Here is a 17,870-nt window from a genome sequence, read left to right as displayed (position 1 = left end):
ACCGCCAGCCACTTCATGTTGCAACTGCTCACGAAAAAGAAATAAATGTCACTTTTTTGAAACATTCCTCGAAAAGCGCATGCTTTCTGTCTCATGAAGCCGTTGTGCTGGCAGAGGAAACAGGTTCCGCCAGATGTCTTAACAATCGCTGAATCCGGCGCGCTTTGCGCCGGTTATGCCGCCTGACCTGCCGAAAAGCCCGACGCCCAGGCCCACTGGAAATTGTAGCCGCCAAGCCAGCCGGTGACATCGACGCATTCGCCGATGAAATAGAGGCCCGGAATGTCGCGCGCCTGCATGGTGCGGGAATCGAGCGCTCTGGTGTCGATACCGCCCAGCGTCACCTCGGCGGTGCGGTAGCCCTCCGAACCGGCGGGCGTAATCGCCCAGTCCTTGATGTTGAGGCAAAAGGCGTCGATGGCCTTGTCGGAGAGATCGGCAAGCGGCCTGTTGCTGAGCCCGGCTGCTTCGGAGAAGAACTGCGCCAGTCTTTTCGGCAAATGATCGGCAAGCGCCGTCTGCAGTGCCTGACGGCCATTTTCCTTGCGCGCAGCCTTCAACAGAGCGGCGATATCGACATCCGGCAACAGGCTGAGGCGGATGTCACCGCCCTCACGCCAGTAGGAGGATATCTGCAGGATAGCCGGGCCGCTCAGGCCGCGATGGGTGATGAGCAGGGCTTCCTCAAACACGGTCTTGCCTGATCGCGCCTGCGCCTCGACGGCAACACCGGCAAGCGCGCTCAGCCTCTCAAGTTGCGCCGGGTCGAGCGTCAGCGGCACCAGCGCCGGGCGCGTTTCGAGCATCGGCAGGCCGAACTGCTCGGCAATTTTATAGGCGAAACCGGTCGCCCCCATCTTCGGGATCGATTTGCCGCCGCTGGCGACGATGAGCGATGAACAATCGAGCGCGCCATCCGCCGTGACGATCCGAAAGCCGGACACGGTTTTCTCGACCGTCTGGATCTGCGCGCCAAGCCGCATCACCGCGCAGGCTTGCCTCATCTCCGTCAGGAGCATGCGGATAATGTCCTTGGCGCTCTCATCGCAAAACAGCTGGCCAAGCGTCTTTTCATGCCAGGCAATACCATAGCGATCGACCAGGCCGATAAAATCCTGCGGCGTATAGCGCGCCAAGGCCGACTTGCAGAAATGCGGATTGGCCGAGAGGAAGTTCTTCGGGGCCGCATGAATATTGGTGAAGTTGCAGCGCCCGCCGCCCGAGATGCGGATCTTTTCGCCCGGCGCCTTGGCATGATCGAGCACGACGACACGGCGGCCGCGCTTGCCCGCTTCGATCGCCGCCATCATGCCGGCGGCCCCTGCGCCGATTATCACCACGTCGAATTTTTCAGCCAAAATACCCGGTCCCGTTTCAACTTCCTTTCAAAGGCGGCGGCATCAAAGTCAATCGCTCCTTTGTTCGGAAGAGCGCAAATACAGCCTGTACGGGATGAAAAGTCCCGGTTTTCACCCTAGCCAATTGCCAAACTGTGGCTATGATGCCCCATCCGAACCCAAAACCGGTGATTTATGCCCGTCAGAAGAAATGCTGCCCAACCAACTGCAAGGACCGTCAAGAGCTCGAAAATCCCCGCCGCACTGCAAGCTCCACGCGGAGTGAAAACCTGGAAGGAAGCCGCCGACTGGCTGAAGATCCGCGGCATCGAAGATATCGAATGCATTACGCCCGATATTGCCGGCGTTCCGCGCGGCAAGATGATGCCGTCTTCGAAGTTCACCTCCAACACCTCGCTTGCCCTGCCCTCGGCGATCTATCGCCACACGATTTCCGGTGAATATCCCGAAGAAACGGGCAACTTCCGATATGACAGCCGCRACAGCGACATCAAGCTGGTGCCCGACCTTTCGACCCTTTCGGTCGTCCCCTGGGAAACCGATCCGACGGCGCAGGTGATCTGCGACATTGCGGGATCGCAGGGCGAGAAAGTTCCCTACACGCCGCGCAATGTCCTTAAGCATGTGCTCGACCTCTATAACCAGAGAGGCTGGAAGCCGGTCGTAGCACCTGAAATCGAATTCTATCTGGTCGCCAAGAACGAGGACCCGGATTATCCGCTGCATCCGCCGAAGGGCCGCTCCGGCCGCGCCATCCAGGGCGGCCAGGGCTATTCGATCGCCGGCGTCAACGAATTCGACGAACTGATCGACGACATCTACCATTTCTCGGAAAAGCAGGGACTGGAGATCGACACGCTGATCCATGAGGAAGGTCCGGCGCAGCTGGAAATCAACCTTCGCCACGGCGATCCGATCGAGCTTGCCGACCAGGTCTTCATGTTCAAGCGGACGATCCGCGAGGCGGCGCTGAAGCATGGCATCTACGCCACCTTCATGGCCAAGCCGATGCAGGCACAGGCCGGTTCGGCCATGCATATTCACCAGTCGATCATCGAAGTGAACACCGGCCGCAACCTGTTTTCCAATGCCGATGGCTCGGCGTCGAAGGAGTTCTTCTCCTTCATCGGCGGCATGCAGAAATATATCCCGAAGGCCCTGTCGATGATGGCGCCTTACGTGAACTCGTATCGCCGGCTCACGCCCGACATGTCGGCGCCGGTCAACAATGCCTGGGGCTACGACAATCGCACCACGGCCTTCCGCGTACCGGTTTCCGAACCGGTTGCCCGGCGCGTGGAAAACCGGCTGCCCAGTTCGGATGCCAATCCGTATCTGGCACTCGCGGCATCGCTTGGCTGCGGTTACCTCGGCATTGTGGAAGCATTGGAGCCCTCGGCGCCGTCCGATGACAACGTCAATGGCGGGACGATCGACCTGCCGCGCGGGTTGCTGGAAGCGGTGTCGCTGCTGGAATCAGAGCCCGCCTTTGCCGAGATTTTCAGCCCGGAATTCATCGCCATCTATGGTGGCGTGAAGCGCGGCGAGTTCGAAACCTTCATGCAGGTGATCAGCCCCTGGGAGCGCGAATTCCTGCTTCTCAATGTCTGACACGAAAGGCACAGCCATGCCTTGGCAAAGCCCGATCTCGCCGGGGATCTCCTGGTATGAGTCACAAGTCCCGGAGCGGCCGGAATATCCTGCCCTCCCCGGCTCGGTGGAGACCGATGTCGCTATCGTCGGCGGAGGCTTCACCGGCCTTCAGGCGGCTTACAATCTTGCCCTGAAAGGGGTCCGCGTCACGCTGATCGATGCCTGCCGCTTCGGCGACGGTGCGTCGGGCCGCAATGGCGGCCAGCTCGGCACCGGCCAGCGCTGGTCTCCCGAAGAGATGGAGGGAACGCTCGGCTTCGAGCGGTCCAAGGCTTTGTTCGATCTGGCGGAAGATGCCAAGAAACATCTTCTCGATTTCGCATCCCTCCATGACATCGATATCGAATTCGTTCCGGGCCAGCTCAATGTCTGCCACAAGCAGCGCCTGGAGAAGGACTATCGCGACAGTGTCGAGATCGCCACGACGCGCTATGGCTACGCCCACCAGAGCTTCATGGACCGGGATGAAACCGTGGCACGGCTCGGCTCCGAGCGCTATCTGTTCGGCATCCGCGATACCGGCACCGGCCATATCCAGCCGATGAAACTTCTGGTCGGCCTGGCAAAGCAGGCGGCGCTTGCCGGCGCCTCGCTGCATGAACAGACCAAGGCGCTGAAGGTCAACCAGGCCGGTGGCCGGGTGACCATCGAAACGGACAAGGGTACCATCCGCGCCGACCGCGCACTGATCGCCTGCAACGGCTATATCGGCAATCTCGAACCGGTCACGGCACGGCATGTCATGCCGATCCGCTCGTTCATCGGCGCCACCAAGGTGCTGAGCGATTTCCCCGATGTACTGCCCGGCGGCGAGGCTGTTGCCGATTCGCGCTTCGTGGTGCGCTATTTCCGTAAATCGAAGGACGGCCGGCTGCTGTTCGGTGGCCGCGAGGCCTATACGGCGGACAATCCGCGCGATATTTCCGACCATATCCGCCGCCAGATCAGTGAAATCTATCCATCTCTGGCGAATATCGAGATGACCCATGCCTGGGGCGGCTCGGTCGGTATCACCTTGCCGCGCCAACCCTTCGTGCGCGAAGTCATGCCCGGCGTCACCTCGATCGGCGGCTATTCCGGCCATGGCGTCATGCTGTCAAACTATTGTGGCAAGCTCTATGCCGACATGGTGACCGGCAACCGCTCAGACCTCGACCTGTTCAGGAAGCTGAACATTCCGGCATTCCCCGGTGGCACGCGGTTCCGCTCCGTGCTTTTGTTCGTCGCACTCAGCTGGTATGCCTTGCGCGACAAATTTTAAAAGCCACCCCCTGAAAGGCGGACGAAACGCATTTTGTTGCGCCGCACCCTAGCGCTTTTAAATCGATTAGATTATACACTCCTCAGACCAGAACGAGATCGAGATTCTCATGAGCAGCCAGATCATTCCTGTGGAACCCTTTGACTATGTGGTTTTCGGAGGCACCGGCGACCTTGCCGAACGCAAATTGCTTCCTGCCCTTTATCATCGCCAGCTGGATGGCCAACTCACCGATCCGACGCGCATCATCGGCGCATCGCGCAGCGTGCTCAGCCACGAAGAGTATCGCAAGTTTGCGGCCGATGCCCTCAAGGAACACCTGAAGGCAGGCGAGTATGACGACGCGCAGGTCAAGACGTTTACCGACCGTCTTTTCTACGTGCCGGTCGACGCCAAAACGGACAATGGCTGGGATCAGCTGAAGGCGCTTCTGGACGAAGGCAAGGATCGCGTCCGTGCCTTCTATCTCGCCGTCGCCCCGGCGATCTTCGGCGATATCTCGGAAAAGATCCGCGACCACAAGCTGATCACCAAGACAACGCGCATCGTCGTCGAAAAGCCGATCGGCCGTGATCTTGCCTCGGCGCTCGAACTCAACGACACGATCGGCAAGGTATTCAAGGAAGACCAGATCTTCCGTATCGACCACTATCTCGGCAAGGAAACCGTGCAGAACCTGATGGCACTGCGCTTTGCCAACACGCTTTACGAACCGCTGTGGAACTCTTCCTATATCGACCATATCCAGATCACCGTTGCCGAGGCGGTCGGGCTGGAAAGCCGTGCAGGCTACTATGACAAGGCCGGCGCGCTGCGCGACATGGTGCAGAACCATATCCTGCAGCTTCTCTGCCTTGTGGCCATGGAAGTTCCGCCGTCGATGAACGCCGAAGCCGTGCGCGACGAAAAGCTGAAGGTGCTGCGCGCGCTGAAGCCGATCAATCCCGGCAATGTCGAGAAAAGGACGGTGCGCGGCCAGTACAAGGCCGGGGCTTCGGCCGGCGGCGCAGTCAAGGGATACCTCGAGGAACTCGAAGGCGGCGTGTCCAACACCGAGACCTTTGTCGCCATCAAGGCCGAGATCAACAACTGGCGCTGGGCCGGCGTGCCCTTCTACATCCGCACCGGCAAGCGCATGGCCGGCCGCATGTCGGAAATCGTCATCACCTTCAAACCGATCCCGCATTCGATCTTCGACGACGCCGCCGGCCGGATCGAGGCCAACCAGCTGATCATCCGCCTGCAGCCGGACGAAGGCGTCAAGCAGTCGCTGATGATCAAGGATCCGGGCCCGGGCGGCATGCGCCTGCGCAACGTCTCGCTCGACATGACCTTCGCCGAAGCCTTCAATGCCCGCAGCGCCGACGCCTATGAGCGGCTGTTGCTCGACGTGGTGCGCAACAACCAGACACTGTTCATGCGCCGCGACGAAGTCGAGGCCGCATGGCGCTGGGTCGATCCGATCCTGAAATCCTGGGAAGCCGTCAACCAGCAGGTCCAGTCCTATACCGCCGGCACCTGGGGACCGAGCCAGGCCATCGCGCTCATCGAGCGTGACGGCCGCACATGGCATGAAGTGATCTGAGGACAAGGGCCATGACGGCTGCGATGCATGTATTTGACAATGGAGCGGCCCTTGCGGACGGCCTGGCAGACGCGGTGGCCGCTGCCCTGTCCGCCGCGATTGCAGAGCGCGGCGAAGGCAACATTGCCGTCTCCGGCGGCTCGACCCCGAAGGCATTTTTCAAGGCGTTGTCGGGCAAGGCGATCGACTGGCCGAAGGTGACGGTGACGCTGATCGATGAACGCTTCGTAGAGCCGGACAGCGACCGTTCGAACGAAAAGCTTGTCAAAGACAACCTGCTGATCGATGCCGCCGCTTCGGCCTCCTTCCAGCCACTCTACTATCCGACGGCAGCGGCTGAAGAGGCCGCAGCAGCCGCCACGAAGCAGACCGCCGGCATCGGCTGTCCGTTCGATGTGGCCATCCTCGGCATGGGCGGCGACGGACATACGGCTTCGTTCTTTCCGGGCGGTTCGCGCCTGGCAGAGGCGCTTGACCCCACCACGCCACGCGGCGTGATGACGATGGAAGCCGAAGGCGCCGGCGAGCCGCGCCTGACATTCACATTCTCCAGCCTTCAGGATGCCCGACTTCTGGTGCTCCATATCGAGGGAATGGCCAAGAAGGACGTTCTTACCAAGGCTGAGGCGCCCGGTGACGAGGCGGAGATGCCGATCCGGGCGATATTGCGCCGGGCCGCCTCCCCGCTTCAGATCTACTGGGCACCTTAAAGCGCGTCGCGATCCCTCAGGATCGCTTCCTGCGCTTAGGCCTTTGACTTTACGCATGCCGTTACCGCAAACCGCTGCACATTTTTGCGCGACATGCTTTTAGCCCGAGATCCGGGGACCCAAGACCCGGATAAACGAAACCATGCAGACCACAGGAGTGCCGAACACTCCGGAAGAGGATTGCCATGTCCGCCGACAGCCGTATCGCCGCGATCACCGCCCGTATCGTCGAACGCTCAAAGCCTTTTCGCGAGCCCTATCTGGCCCGTGTTCGCTCAGCGGCATCCAAGCGTGTTACCCGTTCGGTTCTTGGCTGCGGCAACCTTGCCCATGGCTTCGCCGTCTGTTCCCCCTCAGAAAAGGTGGCGCTTTCCGGCGACGAGGTGCCGAACCTCGGCATCATCACCTCCTACAATGACATGCTGTCGGCCCATCAGCCGTTTGAGACCTATCCGGCGCTGATCCGCCAGGCGGCCCACGAAGCCGGCGGCGTCGCGCAGGTCGCAGGCGGCGTGCCGGCCATGTGCGACGGCGTCACCCAGGGACAGCCGGGCATGGAGCTGTCGCTGTTTTCCCGCGACCTGATCGCCATGGCGGCCGGCGTCGGCCTCTCGCACAACATGTTCGACAGCACCGTGTATCTCGGCGTCTGCGACAAGATCGTTCCCGGCCTGATGATCGCCGCGATGACCTTCGGCCACCTGCCCGCAGTGTTCATTCCGGCCGGACCGATGACCACAGGCCTGCCGAACGATGAAAAATCCCGCGTCCGCCAGCTGTTTGCCGAGGGCAAGATCGGTCGCGACGAATTGCTGGAAGCGGAATCGAAGTCCTATCACGGCCCGGGCACCTGCACCTTCTACGGCACGGCCAATTCCAACCAGATGCTGATGGAGATCATGGGCTTCCACCTGCCCGGCGCCTCCTTCATCAATCCGGGCACACCATTGCGCGATGCGCTGACCCGCGAAGCCACCAAGCGTGCACTGGCGATCACCGCTCTCGGCAACGAGTTCACCCCGGCCGGCGAAATGATCGACGAGCGCTCGATCGTCAACGGCGTCGTCGGCCTGCATGCCACCGGCGGTTCGACCAACCACACGATGCATCTTGTCGCCATGGCCCGTTCGGCCGGCATCGTCTTGACCTGGCAGGATATTTCCGAGCTTTCCGACGTCATCCCGCTGCTTGCGCGCGTCTATCCGAACGGTCTTGCCGACGTGAACCATTTCCACGCGGCCGGCGGCATGGGCTACCTGATCAGCCAGCTCCTGAAGCACGGCCTGCTGCATGACGACGTGCGCACCGTTTTCGGCCAGGGACTGGACGCCTATGCGATCGACGTCAAGCTGGGTGCGAACGGCACCGTTGCCCGCGAACCGGCGCCGGAGCACAGCCACGATCCGAAGGTGCTTTCGACCGTCGAACATCCTTTCCAGCATTCAGGCGGCCTGAAGATGCTGACCGGCAATCTCGGCAAGGCCGTCATCAAGATTTCCGCGGTCAAGCCGGAACGCCACGTCATCGAGGCCCCGGCCAAGATCTTCCACGATCAGGCGGAACTCAACACCGCCTTCAAGGAAGGCAAGCTGGAAGGCGATTTCGTCGCCGTCGTCCGTTTCCAGGGGCCGAAGGCCAATGGCATGCCGGAACTGCACAAGCTGACGACTGTGCTCGGCATCCTGCAGGACCGTGGCCAGACCGTGGCGCTCGTCACCGACGGCCGCATGTCGGGCGCTTCCGGCAAGGTGCCGTCGGCGATCCACATGACGCCGGAAGCCAAGGATGGTGGACCGATCGCCAAGATCCGCGAAGGCGACATCATCCGGCTCGATGCCATCCACGGCACGATCCAGGTTCTGGTCGATGCAGCAGAACTGGCCGGCCGGGCTCCGGCCGAGGCCGATCTGTCCGGCAACGAATTCGGCATGGGACGCGAGCTGTTTGCTCCGTTCCGCGCGGCGACGGGCTCTGCCGATCACGGCGCCAGCGTCTTCTTTCACTGAAATCGGAAGCTCTCGACGGCAAATCGAGAGCTTTTCTCTATCCTGATTTACGGCAGCGGCCCCGGATGCATGTCGCTGCGGCCGTCATAGCGTTCGAAGTTCAGTTCGAAGATATCGATGCCCTCGATGCACCGGGCATTAACCGACACTTTTTCACCGGGATAGCCGCTGCGCATCAAGGCAACGCCGCAGGTCGGGCAGAAATGATGGCCTTCGGTGATGCAACGCCAGACATAGGTGGACATACGCCGTTTCTCGCCGAGGAGCGTCACCTTGTTGGCGGCAACTTTCCAATGCAGGAAGCCCGAGCGCCGGCAGGTCGAACAATTGCATTCGACCAGTTCGGAAATTTCGTCATCGACTTCAAGGCAGAAATCGCCGCAATGACAGGAAAGGCGATAGGGTCGTTTCATCGGTCATCCTCTCGCTTTATACCAAGAATCAACGATGGAAACCCATAGGATCGACTCGATCTTCGCTTCCGGCCAGGAGAGGGTCGCAGTCACGATGCAAAAGCATCGTGCAAGAGCCTCGACGCCGCCGGAGACGAAGAGAAGCCGACCGAAGGTGGCTCATACTATGGATTTCCATCGTTGATCCTTGGTATTAGTCACTCGGCCCTATCAATCCGCCTCCTGCCGGCGAAGTCAAGCACAGCCGACAACGGACCGCCGGCATGCTCCCCGCAAGGGAAGAGAAAGCCGGACGCAATCCCAATGATGAGGCGGCAAGAGATCAGCTGTAGATGTCGAGAACCCGATTGCGATGATTGGGGTGCGTCGAATAGACGAAGATGCGATTGAGATCGCGCTCCGACATCAGACGCAGGAAGCGCGCCTCGATCAGGTTGTTGGCATGCACACGCTTGACGATGCAGCCGACCATGCCGATGCGGGCACTGGGAATATCCAGATAGAAATTCTGCGGCAGCTTGAACTGCGTGGCGATGCCGAGAACGGCGCTGCTTTTCGATATTTTCAAGAGTTCGCAGCGGCGCGAGGTGAGATTGAGCATGCCGTTTTCGGTATATTCGATCCGGGCATCGTTACGGGTATCCTCCATCGGGAAATTGGCTTCCCGGTCGTACATGAAGGACTCTTCCCTGCTGAGGTATGTCGGTTTATCGGATGCCTGTCCCCGCATCTTTCTGCTCCATGCGCGTTTGTTTTTTGAAACATTAGCGGCGGAGATTTAACAGAGCGTGAGTCAGCGACCAAATCTGGCACAACACACTAAAAAAACCGCCCGGAAACACAGCCCAGGCGGGTCTTGAACCTCTTGCCTGGCTCTACGTGCGGTAGCTTTTTCCGCTCGCATCGAACAGATGCAGCTTTGCCTTGTCGGCGGTGAAGCGCACTTTCTCGCCGCGCTTGATATCAAGGATACCCGGCACCTTGGCGATAATCGGTTCGTTGGCAACCAGCCCTTCGATGTAGAGCAGCGTCACTTCGCCAAGCGCTTCGATGATGGCCACCGTGCCTTCGAACAGGAAGCTGTCGCCGGTCGAGACCCTCAAGTCTTCCGGCCGCACGCCGAAACTTGCCGCCTTGCCATTTTCGGACGCCGCCGTCGGGATATCCAGCACGTCACGCTTGCCGCCCGGCAGTTCAACCGAGGTCTCGGCACCGGTGCTAACGATCTTGGCCGGGATGATGTTCATCGCCGGCGAGCCGATGAACCGGGCGACGAAGAGGTTCGCCGGACGTTCATAGAGTTCCAGAGGCGGGCCGACCTGTTCGATATGACCGGCCGAGAGCACGACGATGCGGTCGGCGAGCGTCATCGCCTCCACCTGGTCGTGGGTCACGTAGATCATCGTCGTATCCGGCATGGATTCGTTCAGTTTGGCGATCTCGATGCGGGTGGCGACGCGCAGTGCTGCATCAAGGTTCGACAGCGGTTCGTCGAACAGGAAGACCTTCGGATCGCGGCAGATGGCACGGCCGATGGCAACGCGCTGACGCTGGCCGCCGGACAGCGCCTTCGGCAGCCGGTCGAGATATTTGGTCAGCTGCAGGATATCGGCAGCCGAGCGGACGCGGCGATCGATCTCTTCCTTTGATTCCTTGGCGATACGCATGCCGAACGCCATGTTGTCATAGACCGTCATGTGCGGATAAAGCGCATAGGACTGGAAGACCATGGCGATGCCGCGCTGCGAGGGCGGCACTTCGTTGACCAGCCGCTCGGCGATATACATCTCGCCGCCGGAGATTTCCTCAAGGCCGGCGATCATCCGCAACAGGGTCGATTTTCCGCAGCCGGACGGGCCGACGAAGACGACGAACTCGCCCTGTTTGATATCCAGATCGATGCCATGGATGACATCCACCGCGCCATAGGACTTGCGGATATTCTTCAGTTGCAAACCTGCCATGTCATCCTCCCCTTCATTCTCTCGTTTTTGGCCGGTTCTCTTGTGCGAACCGGTTTGATCTGGTTAGTCCACCCGGGCAAAAAAGCCGCTCCAGGCCGGTAGCGTGATGGTGTCGCCGTTCAATGCCGAGCAGAAGCCATGCCCTTCGAGCACATCGAGCTTTTCGGCCGGCCGGGCAGTGGTGACGGGCTCTGCGCTCATATTGAAGAGGCACAGGATCGTCTCGTTGCCGAATTTTCGTTCGAAGCCGAGCAGCGGCGCCTGATAGGCGCGAAACTCGATCTCGCCCTTGGCAAAAGCCGGGTAGTGCTTGCGGAATGCGAGAAACCGCCGGTAGTGGTTGAGGACCGAATTGGGGTCCGCCTGCTGCTCTGAAACCGCACGGCCGAGATGTTCCTTCGGCACCGGCAGCCAGGGCTTGCCCGCGCCGAAGCCGCCGTTGACGGCATCCTTGTCCCAGACCATCGGCGTGCGGCAACCGTCGCGACCCTTGAAGTCCGGCCAGAACTGGATGCCGTAGGGATCCTGCAGGTCTTCGAAAGCGAGGTCGGCTTCGGTCAGACCAAGCTCTTCGCCCTGATAGATGCAGACCGAGCCGCGCAAAGTCATCAGCAGGCTGGCGAGGAACTTTGCGTGGGGGTCCTGATCGGCGATGCCGAGGCCCCAGCGGCTGACATGGCGCACGACATCATGATTGGAAAAAGCCCAGCAGGCCCAGCCTTCCGGTGCTGCACGCGCAAAATCATGCAGCACCTGCGCGACGCTGGCCGGTGTCAGCGGATCGGGTGCCAGGAATTCGAAAGCGTAGCACATGTGCATCTTGTCGTTGCCGGACGTATATTGCCCGGCGATCTCAAGGCCGATCTGGCTGTCGCCGACCTCGCCGACGGCAGCGATTGCCGGGAACTCGTCCATCACAGCGCGGAAGCGCTTGAGGAAGTCGAGGTTTTCCGGGCGGTTCTTGTCGTAGAGATGTTCCTGATAGTTGTACGGATTGACCGCCGGTGCCGTATTGGCATTGCGGCGCTCCGGCGCCAGCGCCGGATTGTCGCGCAGTTCCAGATCGTGGAAGTAGAAGTTGATCGTATCCAGCCGGAAACCATCGACGCCGCGCTCCAGCCAGAAACGCTCGACGGCCAGAAGCGCGTCCTGAACCTCGGGATTGTGCAGATTGAGGTCCGGCTGCGAGGTCAGGAAGTTGTGCATGTAATACTGCAGCCGCGTCGGGTCCCAGGCCCAGGCCGAGCCGCCGAAGATCGACATCCAGTTGTTGGGCGGCGTGCCGTCCGGTTTGGATTCGGCCCAGACGTACCAGTCCGCCTTCGGATTGAAGCGGCTGGCGCGGCTCTCGACGAACCAGGGATGCTGATCCGAGGTATGCGACAGCACCAGATCGATCATCACGCGGATGCCGAGACGGTGCGCCTCAGCGATCAGCGCATCGAAATCGGCAAGCAGCCCGAAGATCGGATCGACGCCGGTATAATTCGACACGTCATAGCCGAAGTCCTTCATCGGCGAGGTGAAGAACGGCGAAATCCAGATCGCATCGACGCCGAGCGACGCGACATGCGGCAGGCGGGCGGTGATCCCCTTCAGGTCGCCGATGCCGTCGCCGTTGGAGTCCTGGTAGGAGCGCGGATAGATCTGGTAGATCACCGCACCACGCCACCAGTCCCGGTCGGCCTGCAATGTAGAACCCCTTGGCTCAGTCATGCTCGTATTCATTCCTGTAGACGTCCTTGTCATATCGAAAAATCTCAGCCGCCCTTGACCGATCCCGCCAGCAGGCCGCGCACGAGGTAGCGTTGCAGGGTAAAGAAGACGATCAGGGGCACGATGATGGTGATGAAGGCCGAGGCCGTGAGGATTTCCCAGTTACCGCCGCGCGAGCCGAGCAGGTTGACCAGGCGGCCCGTCAGGACCAGTTCGTTGTTACCGGTTCCGAGGAAGACCATGGCGACCAGTAGGTCGTTCCAGGTCCAGAGGAACTGGAAGATCGAGAACGAGGCGAGCGCCGGGAACGACAGAGGCAGGATGATCTTGACGAAAATGTCGAAATCGCTGGCACCGTCGACGCGGGCCGACTCCATGATTTCGCGCGGCAGGCCGGCCATGTAGTTGCGCAGCAGATAGATGGCGAGCGGCAAGCCGAAGCCCATGTGCGCCAGCCAGATGCCGACATAGGTCTTGGCCGGAACGCCGAGAAATGCGCCGACGCCGTTGTACAATTTCAAGAGCGGGATCAGCGACATCTGCAAGGGCACGACCAAAAGGCCGACGACAACGGCGATCAGGATTGCCCGGCCGGGAAACTTCATCCAGGCCAGGGCGTAGGCTGCAAAGGCGGCAACCAGGATCGGGATAATCGTTGCCGGAATGGCGACGGTCAGCGAATTGATGAAGGACGCGCCGATGCCTGCGGCCCGCATGACTTCGCGGTAGTTGTCGAAGGTAAAGCGCGGCGGAACGGCGGCAGTATAGAAGATGCGCTGGCCGCGCGTGCCTTCCATGGCCTTGTCCGAGACGATCTCGAAAGTGCCGTCGGCCTGGACTGTCAGCTTTTCGCCGTCGTTCAGCTCGGCCGTATCGCCGGGCTTGAAGGCGGCCGGGTCCTTGCTGTTGAAGCCGAAAGCAGAGACCTGACCGGTCTGGCCTTCGAGCATTTTTCCGGCAATGACGAATTTTCCGTCCTTTTCGACCTGCGTATCGGCACCCGGGGCGCGGAAGACGAGGTTCTGGGTGGATGTGGAGAGAGCCGTCCACCAGCCCGAAACGGCGAGCTGATCCTTGTCACGCAGCGACGAGATCAAAAGGCCGGCGGTCGGCAGGGTCCACAGGACGACAAGCAGGATCACGGAGAGATGAACGAGCCAGACGAGTGGCGAGCGGGAAGAAGCGATCATCTCAGTGGCCCTCCATTTCCTTGGCAGCGTTGCGGATGTTCCAGATCATGATCGGGATCACCAGCACCATGATGATGACGGCGATGGCGGCACCGCGGCCGAAGTCGCCGCCCCCTCGGAACATCCAGTCGAACATGAGATTGGCGAGAACCTGGCTTTGCCATTGCCCGTTGGTCATGGCGAGAACGATGTCGAAGACCTTCAGCACCAGGATGGTGATGGTGGTCCAGACGACGGCGATCGTGCCCCACATTTGCGGGATCATGATCTTGAAGAAAATCTGCAGGCCGTTGGCGCCATCGATGACGGCGGCCTCGACCGTTTCTTCCGGAATACCACGCAGCGCCGCCGACAGGATGACCATGGCAAAGCCGGTCTGGATCCAGATGAGGATGACCATCAGGAAGAAATTGTTCCAGAAGGGAAGCGTCACCCAGGCTTCCGGCGTGCCGCCGAAATAGACGACGACCGCATTGAGGAGTCCGATCTGCTCGGTGCCTTCGGCGCGGTAGTCATAGATGAATTTCCAGATGACCGAGGCGCCGACGAAGGAGATCGCCATCGGCATGAAGATCAGCGTCTTGGCGATATTGCCCCACCAGATGCGGTCGGTGAGTGCCGCGATGATCAGGCCGAAGAACGTGGCGGCAGCGGGCACGACCAGCAGCCAGAGGAAGTTGTTGTAGATCGACTGGCGGAATTCACCGTCGTTGAACATCCAGAGGAAGTTGTTCAAGCCGACGAAATTCTCGCCGGCCCGGTCATGCAGGCTGAGCCAGACGGAAGCGATCACCGGATAGATCAGGTAGATGGTCAGCGAGAACAACGCCGGACCAAGGAAGAGCCAAGGCCGGATGGCATTGGTGATGCGCAGGTTGCGCGAGGCGACAGGCCCCGTCAGGCCCTTCGACGGAAAGAGCTTGTCGAGGATCCAGTTCGTGCCGAAGAAATAGGCGGCGCAGGCAAGAACCCCCGCGGCCATCGTGGCGATGGCGAATATCAACTGCTGCATGGCAACTTCCTCCCCAGGAATGTAAGGCCGGATACGCGGCCTGCCGCCCCTTGGCACATGGTTCCCGATCTTGCGGGCGATCACGCGCGGCCAGAATAGTCACACGTTCATTTGCGCCGCCTCGAACGAGGCTGGCTTGGTGTGTCCGTTCAAAAGGGCTTCTTTTGTCAGCCTTACCCAAGCGGCTGCGCCTTGCCCGATCTTTCGGACAGCGTCGCAAACCGGGTTTCAGGCCTCGCAGTCTTTTGAATTGGCTCCGGGATTTTCGCCCGGAGCCGCTTTTCGATGAGCAGGGCAGCCGATCTTTACTTGATCGAATCCCATGCCTTCTGGACGCCATCAGCGACGTCCTGCGCCGACTTGCCGCCGACATAGTCGACCATGCCGGTCCAGAACGCGCCCGCGCCGATCTTGCCCGGCATCAGGTCGGAACCGTCAAAGCGGAAGGTCGTTGCGTTGAGCAGAATTTCGCCCTGCTTCTTCATCGGGCCGTTGGCATAGGCATCCTTGTTGACGCTCTTCAGCGGCGTCAGGAAGCTGGTCTGGGCCATCCAGACCTCATGCGCGATCGGCGTTTCCAGGAACTCGATGAAGGCGCGCGCCGCCGGCGTGTCCTTGGTGATCATGGCCAGCGTGCCGGCGCCCAGAACAGGGTTGCCGAGCTCGGGCTTGCTTGCGTAAGGCGGCATGTAGAAGAAATCAGCATCTTCGCCGACCTTGGTGCCTTCCGGGAAGAAGGACGGAATGAACGACGCCTGATGGTGCAGGTAGCACTTCGGCGGCGACGCAAACAGGCCCTTGGGGCTATCGCGGAAGTCTGCCGAGGCGACTGCTGCAGCGCCACCATCGACATTCTTGTCGTTCTTGGCAAACCAGCCGAATTCATCGATCGCACCGACGACAGCCGGATCGTTGAACGGGATCGCGTTGGTGACCCATTTGTCATAGATGTCGGCCGGCTGCGTCCGCAGCATCATGTCTTCGACCCAATCGGTTGCCGGCCAGCCGGTCGCACCGCCGGAACCCAGACCGATGCACCACGGCGTGCCGCCGTCGGCGACGATCTTCTCGGTCAGGGCCTTCAGCTCTTCCATGGTCTTGGGGACTTCATAGCCCGAATCTTCGAAATTTTCCGGCACGTACCAGACCAGCGACTTCACGTCGATCTTGTAGGGGAATGCGTAGAGGGCCTTTGTGCCGTCCTTGCCGGCATAGGTCGACAGATCGACCCAGGACTGGCCGGCGGCGTAATTTTCGAGAAGCCATTTCTGGGTCTCGTTGCCCAGCGGCGTCAGGTAACCCTTCGACGCCAGATCGGCGATCAGGCCCGGCTGCGGCAGAATGGCAACGTCCGGCGGGCTGCCGGCCTGGGTGTCGATGACGATCTGCTGTTCGTAGTTTTCGGACGAGGAATACTTCACATCGACGCCTGTCGCATCACGGAAATAGTCCAGCATGGACTGCGCCAGGGCCTCGTCTTCGCCGCGCCACGGTCCGAAGATCGTCAGCGTCTGGCCCTTGAGATCGTGGCCCTTCTTGAACTCTTCGAAGCTCGCCCAGTTGAATTTGGAATCTTCACCCGGCTTGAATTTCAACTCGGCCGCATTCGTGGCACCGGCCATCAGCGCCAGCGCCGCCACTCCCAATAAGAATGTTCTTTTCACGTCATTTCCTCCCGAGAAAGACCCGACCCATTGATGCCGGGTGAACATCATTGCGCCCAAAAATTCAAAGCGCTTTGAGTTTTCTAACAAACCATCTCGACGGGCAGGAAGTCAAGAGTTTTCCCGTTAGTAGCGAAGAATGCCCAAAATCATGCACCGCGGCGAAGGTTTGCAGCGCAATAAGGCCGATTTTTCTGGTTGAAAAGTAACGCTGGTGATACAAAATTTGTCGCGCGGTAGGATGGAAAGCGAAAACAAAAGAAAAATTAAAGCGCTTTGGGAGGGCGCGCCTGCCATGAACGTGAATTTGAAGCAGCTGGCGGAGATGCTGGGCCTGTCGCAAACGACAGTCAGCCGGGCGCTCAACGGCTATCCGGAAGTGAACGCCGAAACACGCCAGCGGGTCCTGCGCGCGGTACGCGAGACCGGCTACCGGCCGAACCGTGCGGCCCAAAGGCTTGCGACCGGCCGGGCCGGCTCGATCGGGCTGGTCATGCCGATCGCGCAAGGGATCGATTCCGACGTGCATTTCGGCGAATTCCTGGCAGGGCTCGGTGAAGAATCCGTCCGGCACGATTTCCATTTCGTCATCAATCCGAGCGCGCCCGACGATGAGGAGACAACGTTCAAGCGGCTGGCCGCCAGCGGCAATGTCGATGCCCTGTTCCTGGCCTATGTGCGCGCCAACGACCCGCGTATTGAGATGCTGAAATCTCTGTCGATCCCGTTCGTCGTACACGGCCGGGCGATCGGCCAACCGGCCGACTACCCGTTTCTGGATATCGATAATACCGGCGCCTTTTACGACGCGACGCGCGTGCTTATCCAATTGGGGCACCGGCGGATCGCGCTGATCAACGGGCCGGGAAATCTCACCTTTTCCATTCGCCGCATGAAGGGCATGCGGCGCGCACTTGAGGAAAACGGCCTGCGCTTTGACGAAGCTCTGGTTCAGAACTCAGTGATGACCGATGAGTACGGCCACCGCGCCATGCAGCATTTTCTGGAACAGCAAGAGCCTCCGACCGCCGTCCTTTGTTCCAGTACGGTGATTGCGCTCGGTGCTGTCAGGGCCATCACCTGGGCGGGACTGCAGATCGGCCGCGACATTTCGCTGATTGCCCATGACGACGTACTGCCGATGCTGAAGCCTGAAAACTTCAGCGTTCCGCTGACGACAACGCGCTCCTCGCTGCGCGCGGCGGGCGCGCGGATCGCCACCCGGCTGATTTCACGTATCCTCAAGACCGGCGAATACCCGGAACAGGAACTGTGGCGAACGGAACTGATCGTCAGGGCCTCGACCGGCCCTGCCCCGAAAACGTAGGCCGTCAAACG

14 protein-coding genes are annotated in these 17,870 nt (G+C 60.5%); 6 read left to right on the top strand and 8 right to left on the bottom strand.

Translation table 11 applies throughout. From position 1 onward, the window contains the following. Positions 1-173 precede the first annotated feature (173 nt). Positions 174-1,358 (bottom strand): BaiN/RdsA family NAD(P)/FAD-dependent oxidoreductase, encoded by a 1,185-nt coding sequence (locus AC1D17_RS12910; RefSeq protein WP_477565796.1) that lies wholly within the window; start codon positions 1,356-1,358, stop codon positions 174-176. A 174-nt stretch (positions 1,359-1,532) separates the two neighbouring features. On the opposite strand from AC1D17_RS12910, the gene AC1D17_RS12905 reads away from it, so the two are divergent. From AC1D17_RS12905 to edd, 5 genes are all read left to right on the top strand, one after another. Continuing rightward, positions 1,533-2,969: a glutamine synthetase family protein gene (locus AC1D17_RS12905; protein ID WP_477565795.1), complete on the top strand. Its 1,437-nt coding sequence runs from the start codon at positions 1,533-1,535 to the stop codon at positions 2,967-2,969. A 16-nt stretch (positions 2,970-2,985) separates the two neighbouring features. Beyond that, complete coding sequence (locus AC1D17_RS12900; RefSeq protein WP_477565794.1) at positions 2,986-4,272, top strand: NAD(P)/FAD-dependent oxidoreductase; 1,287 nt, start codon at positions 2,986-2,988, stop codon at positions 4,270-4,272. Between the two features lie 109 nt (positions 4,273-4,381). Next, positions 4,382-5,857, top strand: coding sequence for a glucose-6-phosphate dehydrogenase (gene zwf / locus AC1D17_RS12895; RefSeq protein ID WP_477565793.1), 1,476 nt, complete (start codon positions 4,382-4,384; stop codon positions 5,855-5,857). 11 nt (positions 5,858-5,868) lie between these two features. Then, a complete protein-coding gene (gene pgl / locus AC1D17_RS12890) occupies positions 5,869-6,567 on the top strand; it encodes a 6-phosphogluconolactonase (protein WP_477565792.1) in 699 nt (232 codons plus the stop codon). Between the two features lie 185 nt (positions 6,568-6,752). Further along, positions 6,753-8,573: a phosphogluconate dehydratase gene (edd, locus tag AC1D17_RS12885; protein ID WP_477565791.1), complete on the top strand. Its 1,821-nt coding sequence runs from the start codon at positions 6,753-6,755 to the stop codon at positions 8,571-8,573. Between the two features lie 47 nt (positions 8,574-8,620). Here the strand turns inward: edd and AC1D17_RS12880 are convergent, their stop codons facing one another. The 7 genes from AC1D17_RS12880 to AC1D17_RS12850 all read right to left on the bottom strand — a co-directional run bounded on the left by AC1D17_RS12880 (position 8,621) and on the right by AC1D17_RS12850 (position 16,532). After that, positions 8,621-8,986 carry a GFA family protein gene (locus tag AC1D17_RS12880; protein ID WP_477565790.1) on the bottom strand — a complete coding sequence of 122 codons (366 nt, stop codon included), beginning with the start codon at positions 8,984-8,986 and terminating at the stop codon, positions 8,621-8,623. 322 nt (positions 8,987-9,308) lie between these two features. After that, the gene (locus tag AC1D17_RS12875; protein ID WP_477565789.1) at positions 9,309-9,716 is read right to left on the bottom strand and encodes a hypothetical protein; all 408 of its coding nucleotides are present in this window, start codon (positions 9,714-9,716) and stop codon (positions 9,309-9,311) included. Positions 9,717-9,861: 145 nt separating this feature from the next. After that, positions 9,862-10,950, bottom strand: coding sequence for an ABC transporter ATP-binding protein (locus AC1D17_RS12870; protein ID WP_477565788.1), 1,089 nt, complete (start codon positions 10,948-10,950; stop codon positions 9,862-9,864). 63 nt (positions 10,951-11,013) lie between these two features. Beyond that, positions 11,014-12,666: a beta-galactosidase BglA gene (bglA, locus tag AC1D17_RS12865; protein ID WP_477565787.1), complete on the bottom strand. Its 1,653-nt coding sequence runs from the start codon at positions 12,664-12,666 to the stop codon at positions 11,014-11,016. 44 nt (positions 12,667-12,710) lie between these two features. Continuing rightward, complete coding sequence (locus AC1D17_RS12860; RefSeq protein ID WP_477565786.1) at positions 12,711-13,856, bottom strand: carbohydrate ABC transporter permease; 1,146 nt, start codon at positions 13,854-13,856, stop codon at positions 12,711-12,713. 1 nt (position 13,857) lies between these two features. Beyond that, complete coding sequence (locus tag AC1D17_RS12855; RefSeq protein ID WP_477565785.1) at positions 13,858-14,868, bottom strand: carbohydrate ABC transporter permease; 1,011 nt, start codon at positions 14,866-14,868, stop codon at positions 13,858-13,860. Between the two features lie 305 nt (positions 14,869-15,173). After that, complete coding sequence (locus AC1D17_RS12850; RefSeq protein ID WP_477565784.1) at positions 15,174-16,532, bottom strand: ABC transporter substrate-binding protein; 1,359 nt, start codon at positions 16,530-16,532, stop codon at positions 15,174-15,176. Between the two features lie 295 nt (positions 16,533-16,827). On the opposite strand from AC1D17_RS12850, the gene AC1D17_RS12845 reads away from it, so the two are divergent. Beyond that, entirely contained in the window at positions 16,828-17,859 is a 1,032-nt protein-coding gene (locus AC1D17_RS12845; RefSeq protein WP_477565783.1) for a LacI family DNA-binding transcriptional regulator, read from the top strand. Positions 17,860-17,870: the final 11 nt, after the last annotated feature.

The organism is Pararhizobium sp. P1_E7, assembly GCF_056405855.1.
Note: the sequence above shows the minus strand (reverse complement) of the source record. Positions and strands in the feature narration are given on the sequence as shown.

Bases quoted from the DNA above. Each gene is read 5' to 3' on its own strand.
- edd (WP_477565791.1), top strand. From the start codon at position 6,753: ATGTCCGCCGACAGCCGTATCGCCGCGATCACCGCCCGTATCGTCGAA.
- bglA (WP_477565787.1), bottom strand. From the start codon at position 12,666: ATGACTGAGCCAAGGGGTTCTACATTGCAGGCCGACCGGGACTGGTGG.
- AC1D17_RS12875 (WP_477565789.1), bottom strand. From the start codon at position 9,716: ATGCGGGGACAGGCATCCGATAAACCGACATACCTCAGCAGGGAAGAG.
- zwf (WP_477565793.1), top strand. From the start codon at position 4,382: ATGAGCAGCCAGATCATTCCTGTGGAACCCTTTGACTATGTGGTTTTC.
- AC1D17_RS12845 (WP_477565783.1), top strand. From the start codon at position 16,828: ATGAACGTGAATTTGAAGCAGCTGGCGGAGATGCTGGGCCTGTCGCAA.
- AC1D17_RS12900 (WP_477565794.1), top strand. From the start codon at position 2,986: ATGCCTTGGCAAAGCCCGATCTCGCCGGGGATCTCCTGGTATGAGTCA.
- AC1D17_RS12855 (WP_477565785.1), bottom strand. From the start codon at position 14,868: ATGCAGCAGTTGATATTCGCCATCGCCACGATGGCCGCGGGGGTTCTT.
- AC1D17_RS12880 (WP_477565790.1), bottom strand. From the start codon at position 8,986: ATGAAACGACCCTATCGCCTTTCCTGTCATTGCGGCGATTTCTGCCTT.
- AC1D17_RS12870 (WP_477565788.1), bottom strand. From the start codon at position 10,950: ATGGCAGGTTTGCAACTGAAGAATATCCGCAAGTCCTATGGCGCGGTG.
- AC1D17_RS12860 (WP_477565786.1), bottom strand. From the start codon at position 13,856: ATGATCGCTTCTTCCCGCTCGCCACTCGTCTGGCTCGTTCATCTCTCC.
- pgl (WP_477565792.1), top strand. From the start codon at position 5,869: ATGACGGCTGCGATGCATGTATTTGACAATGGAGCGGCCCTTGCGGAC.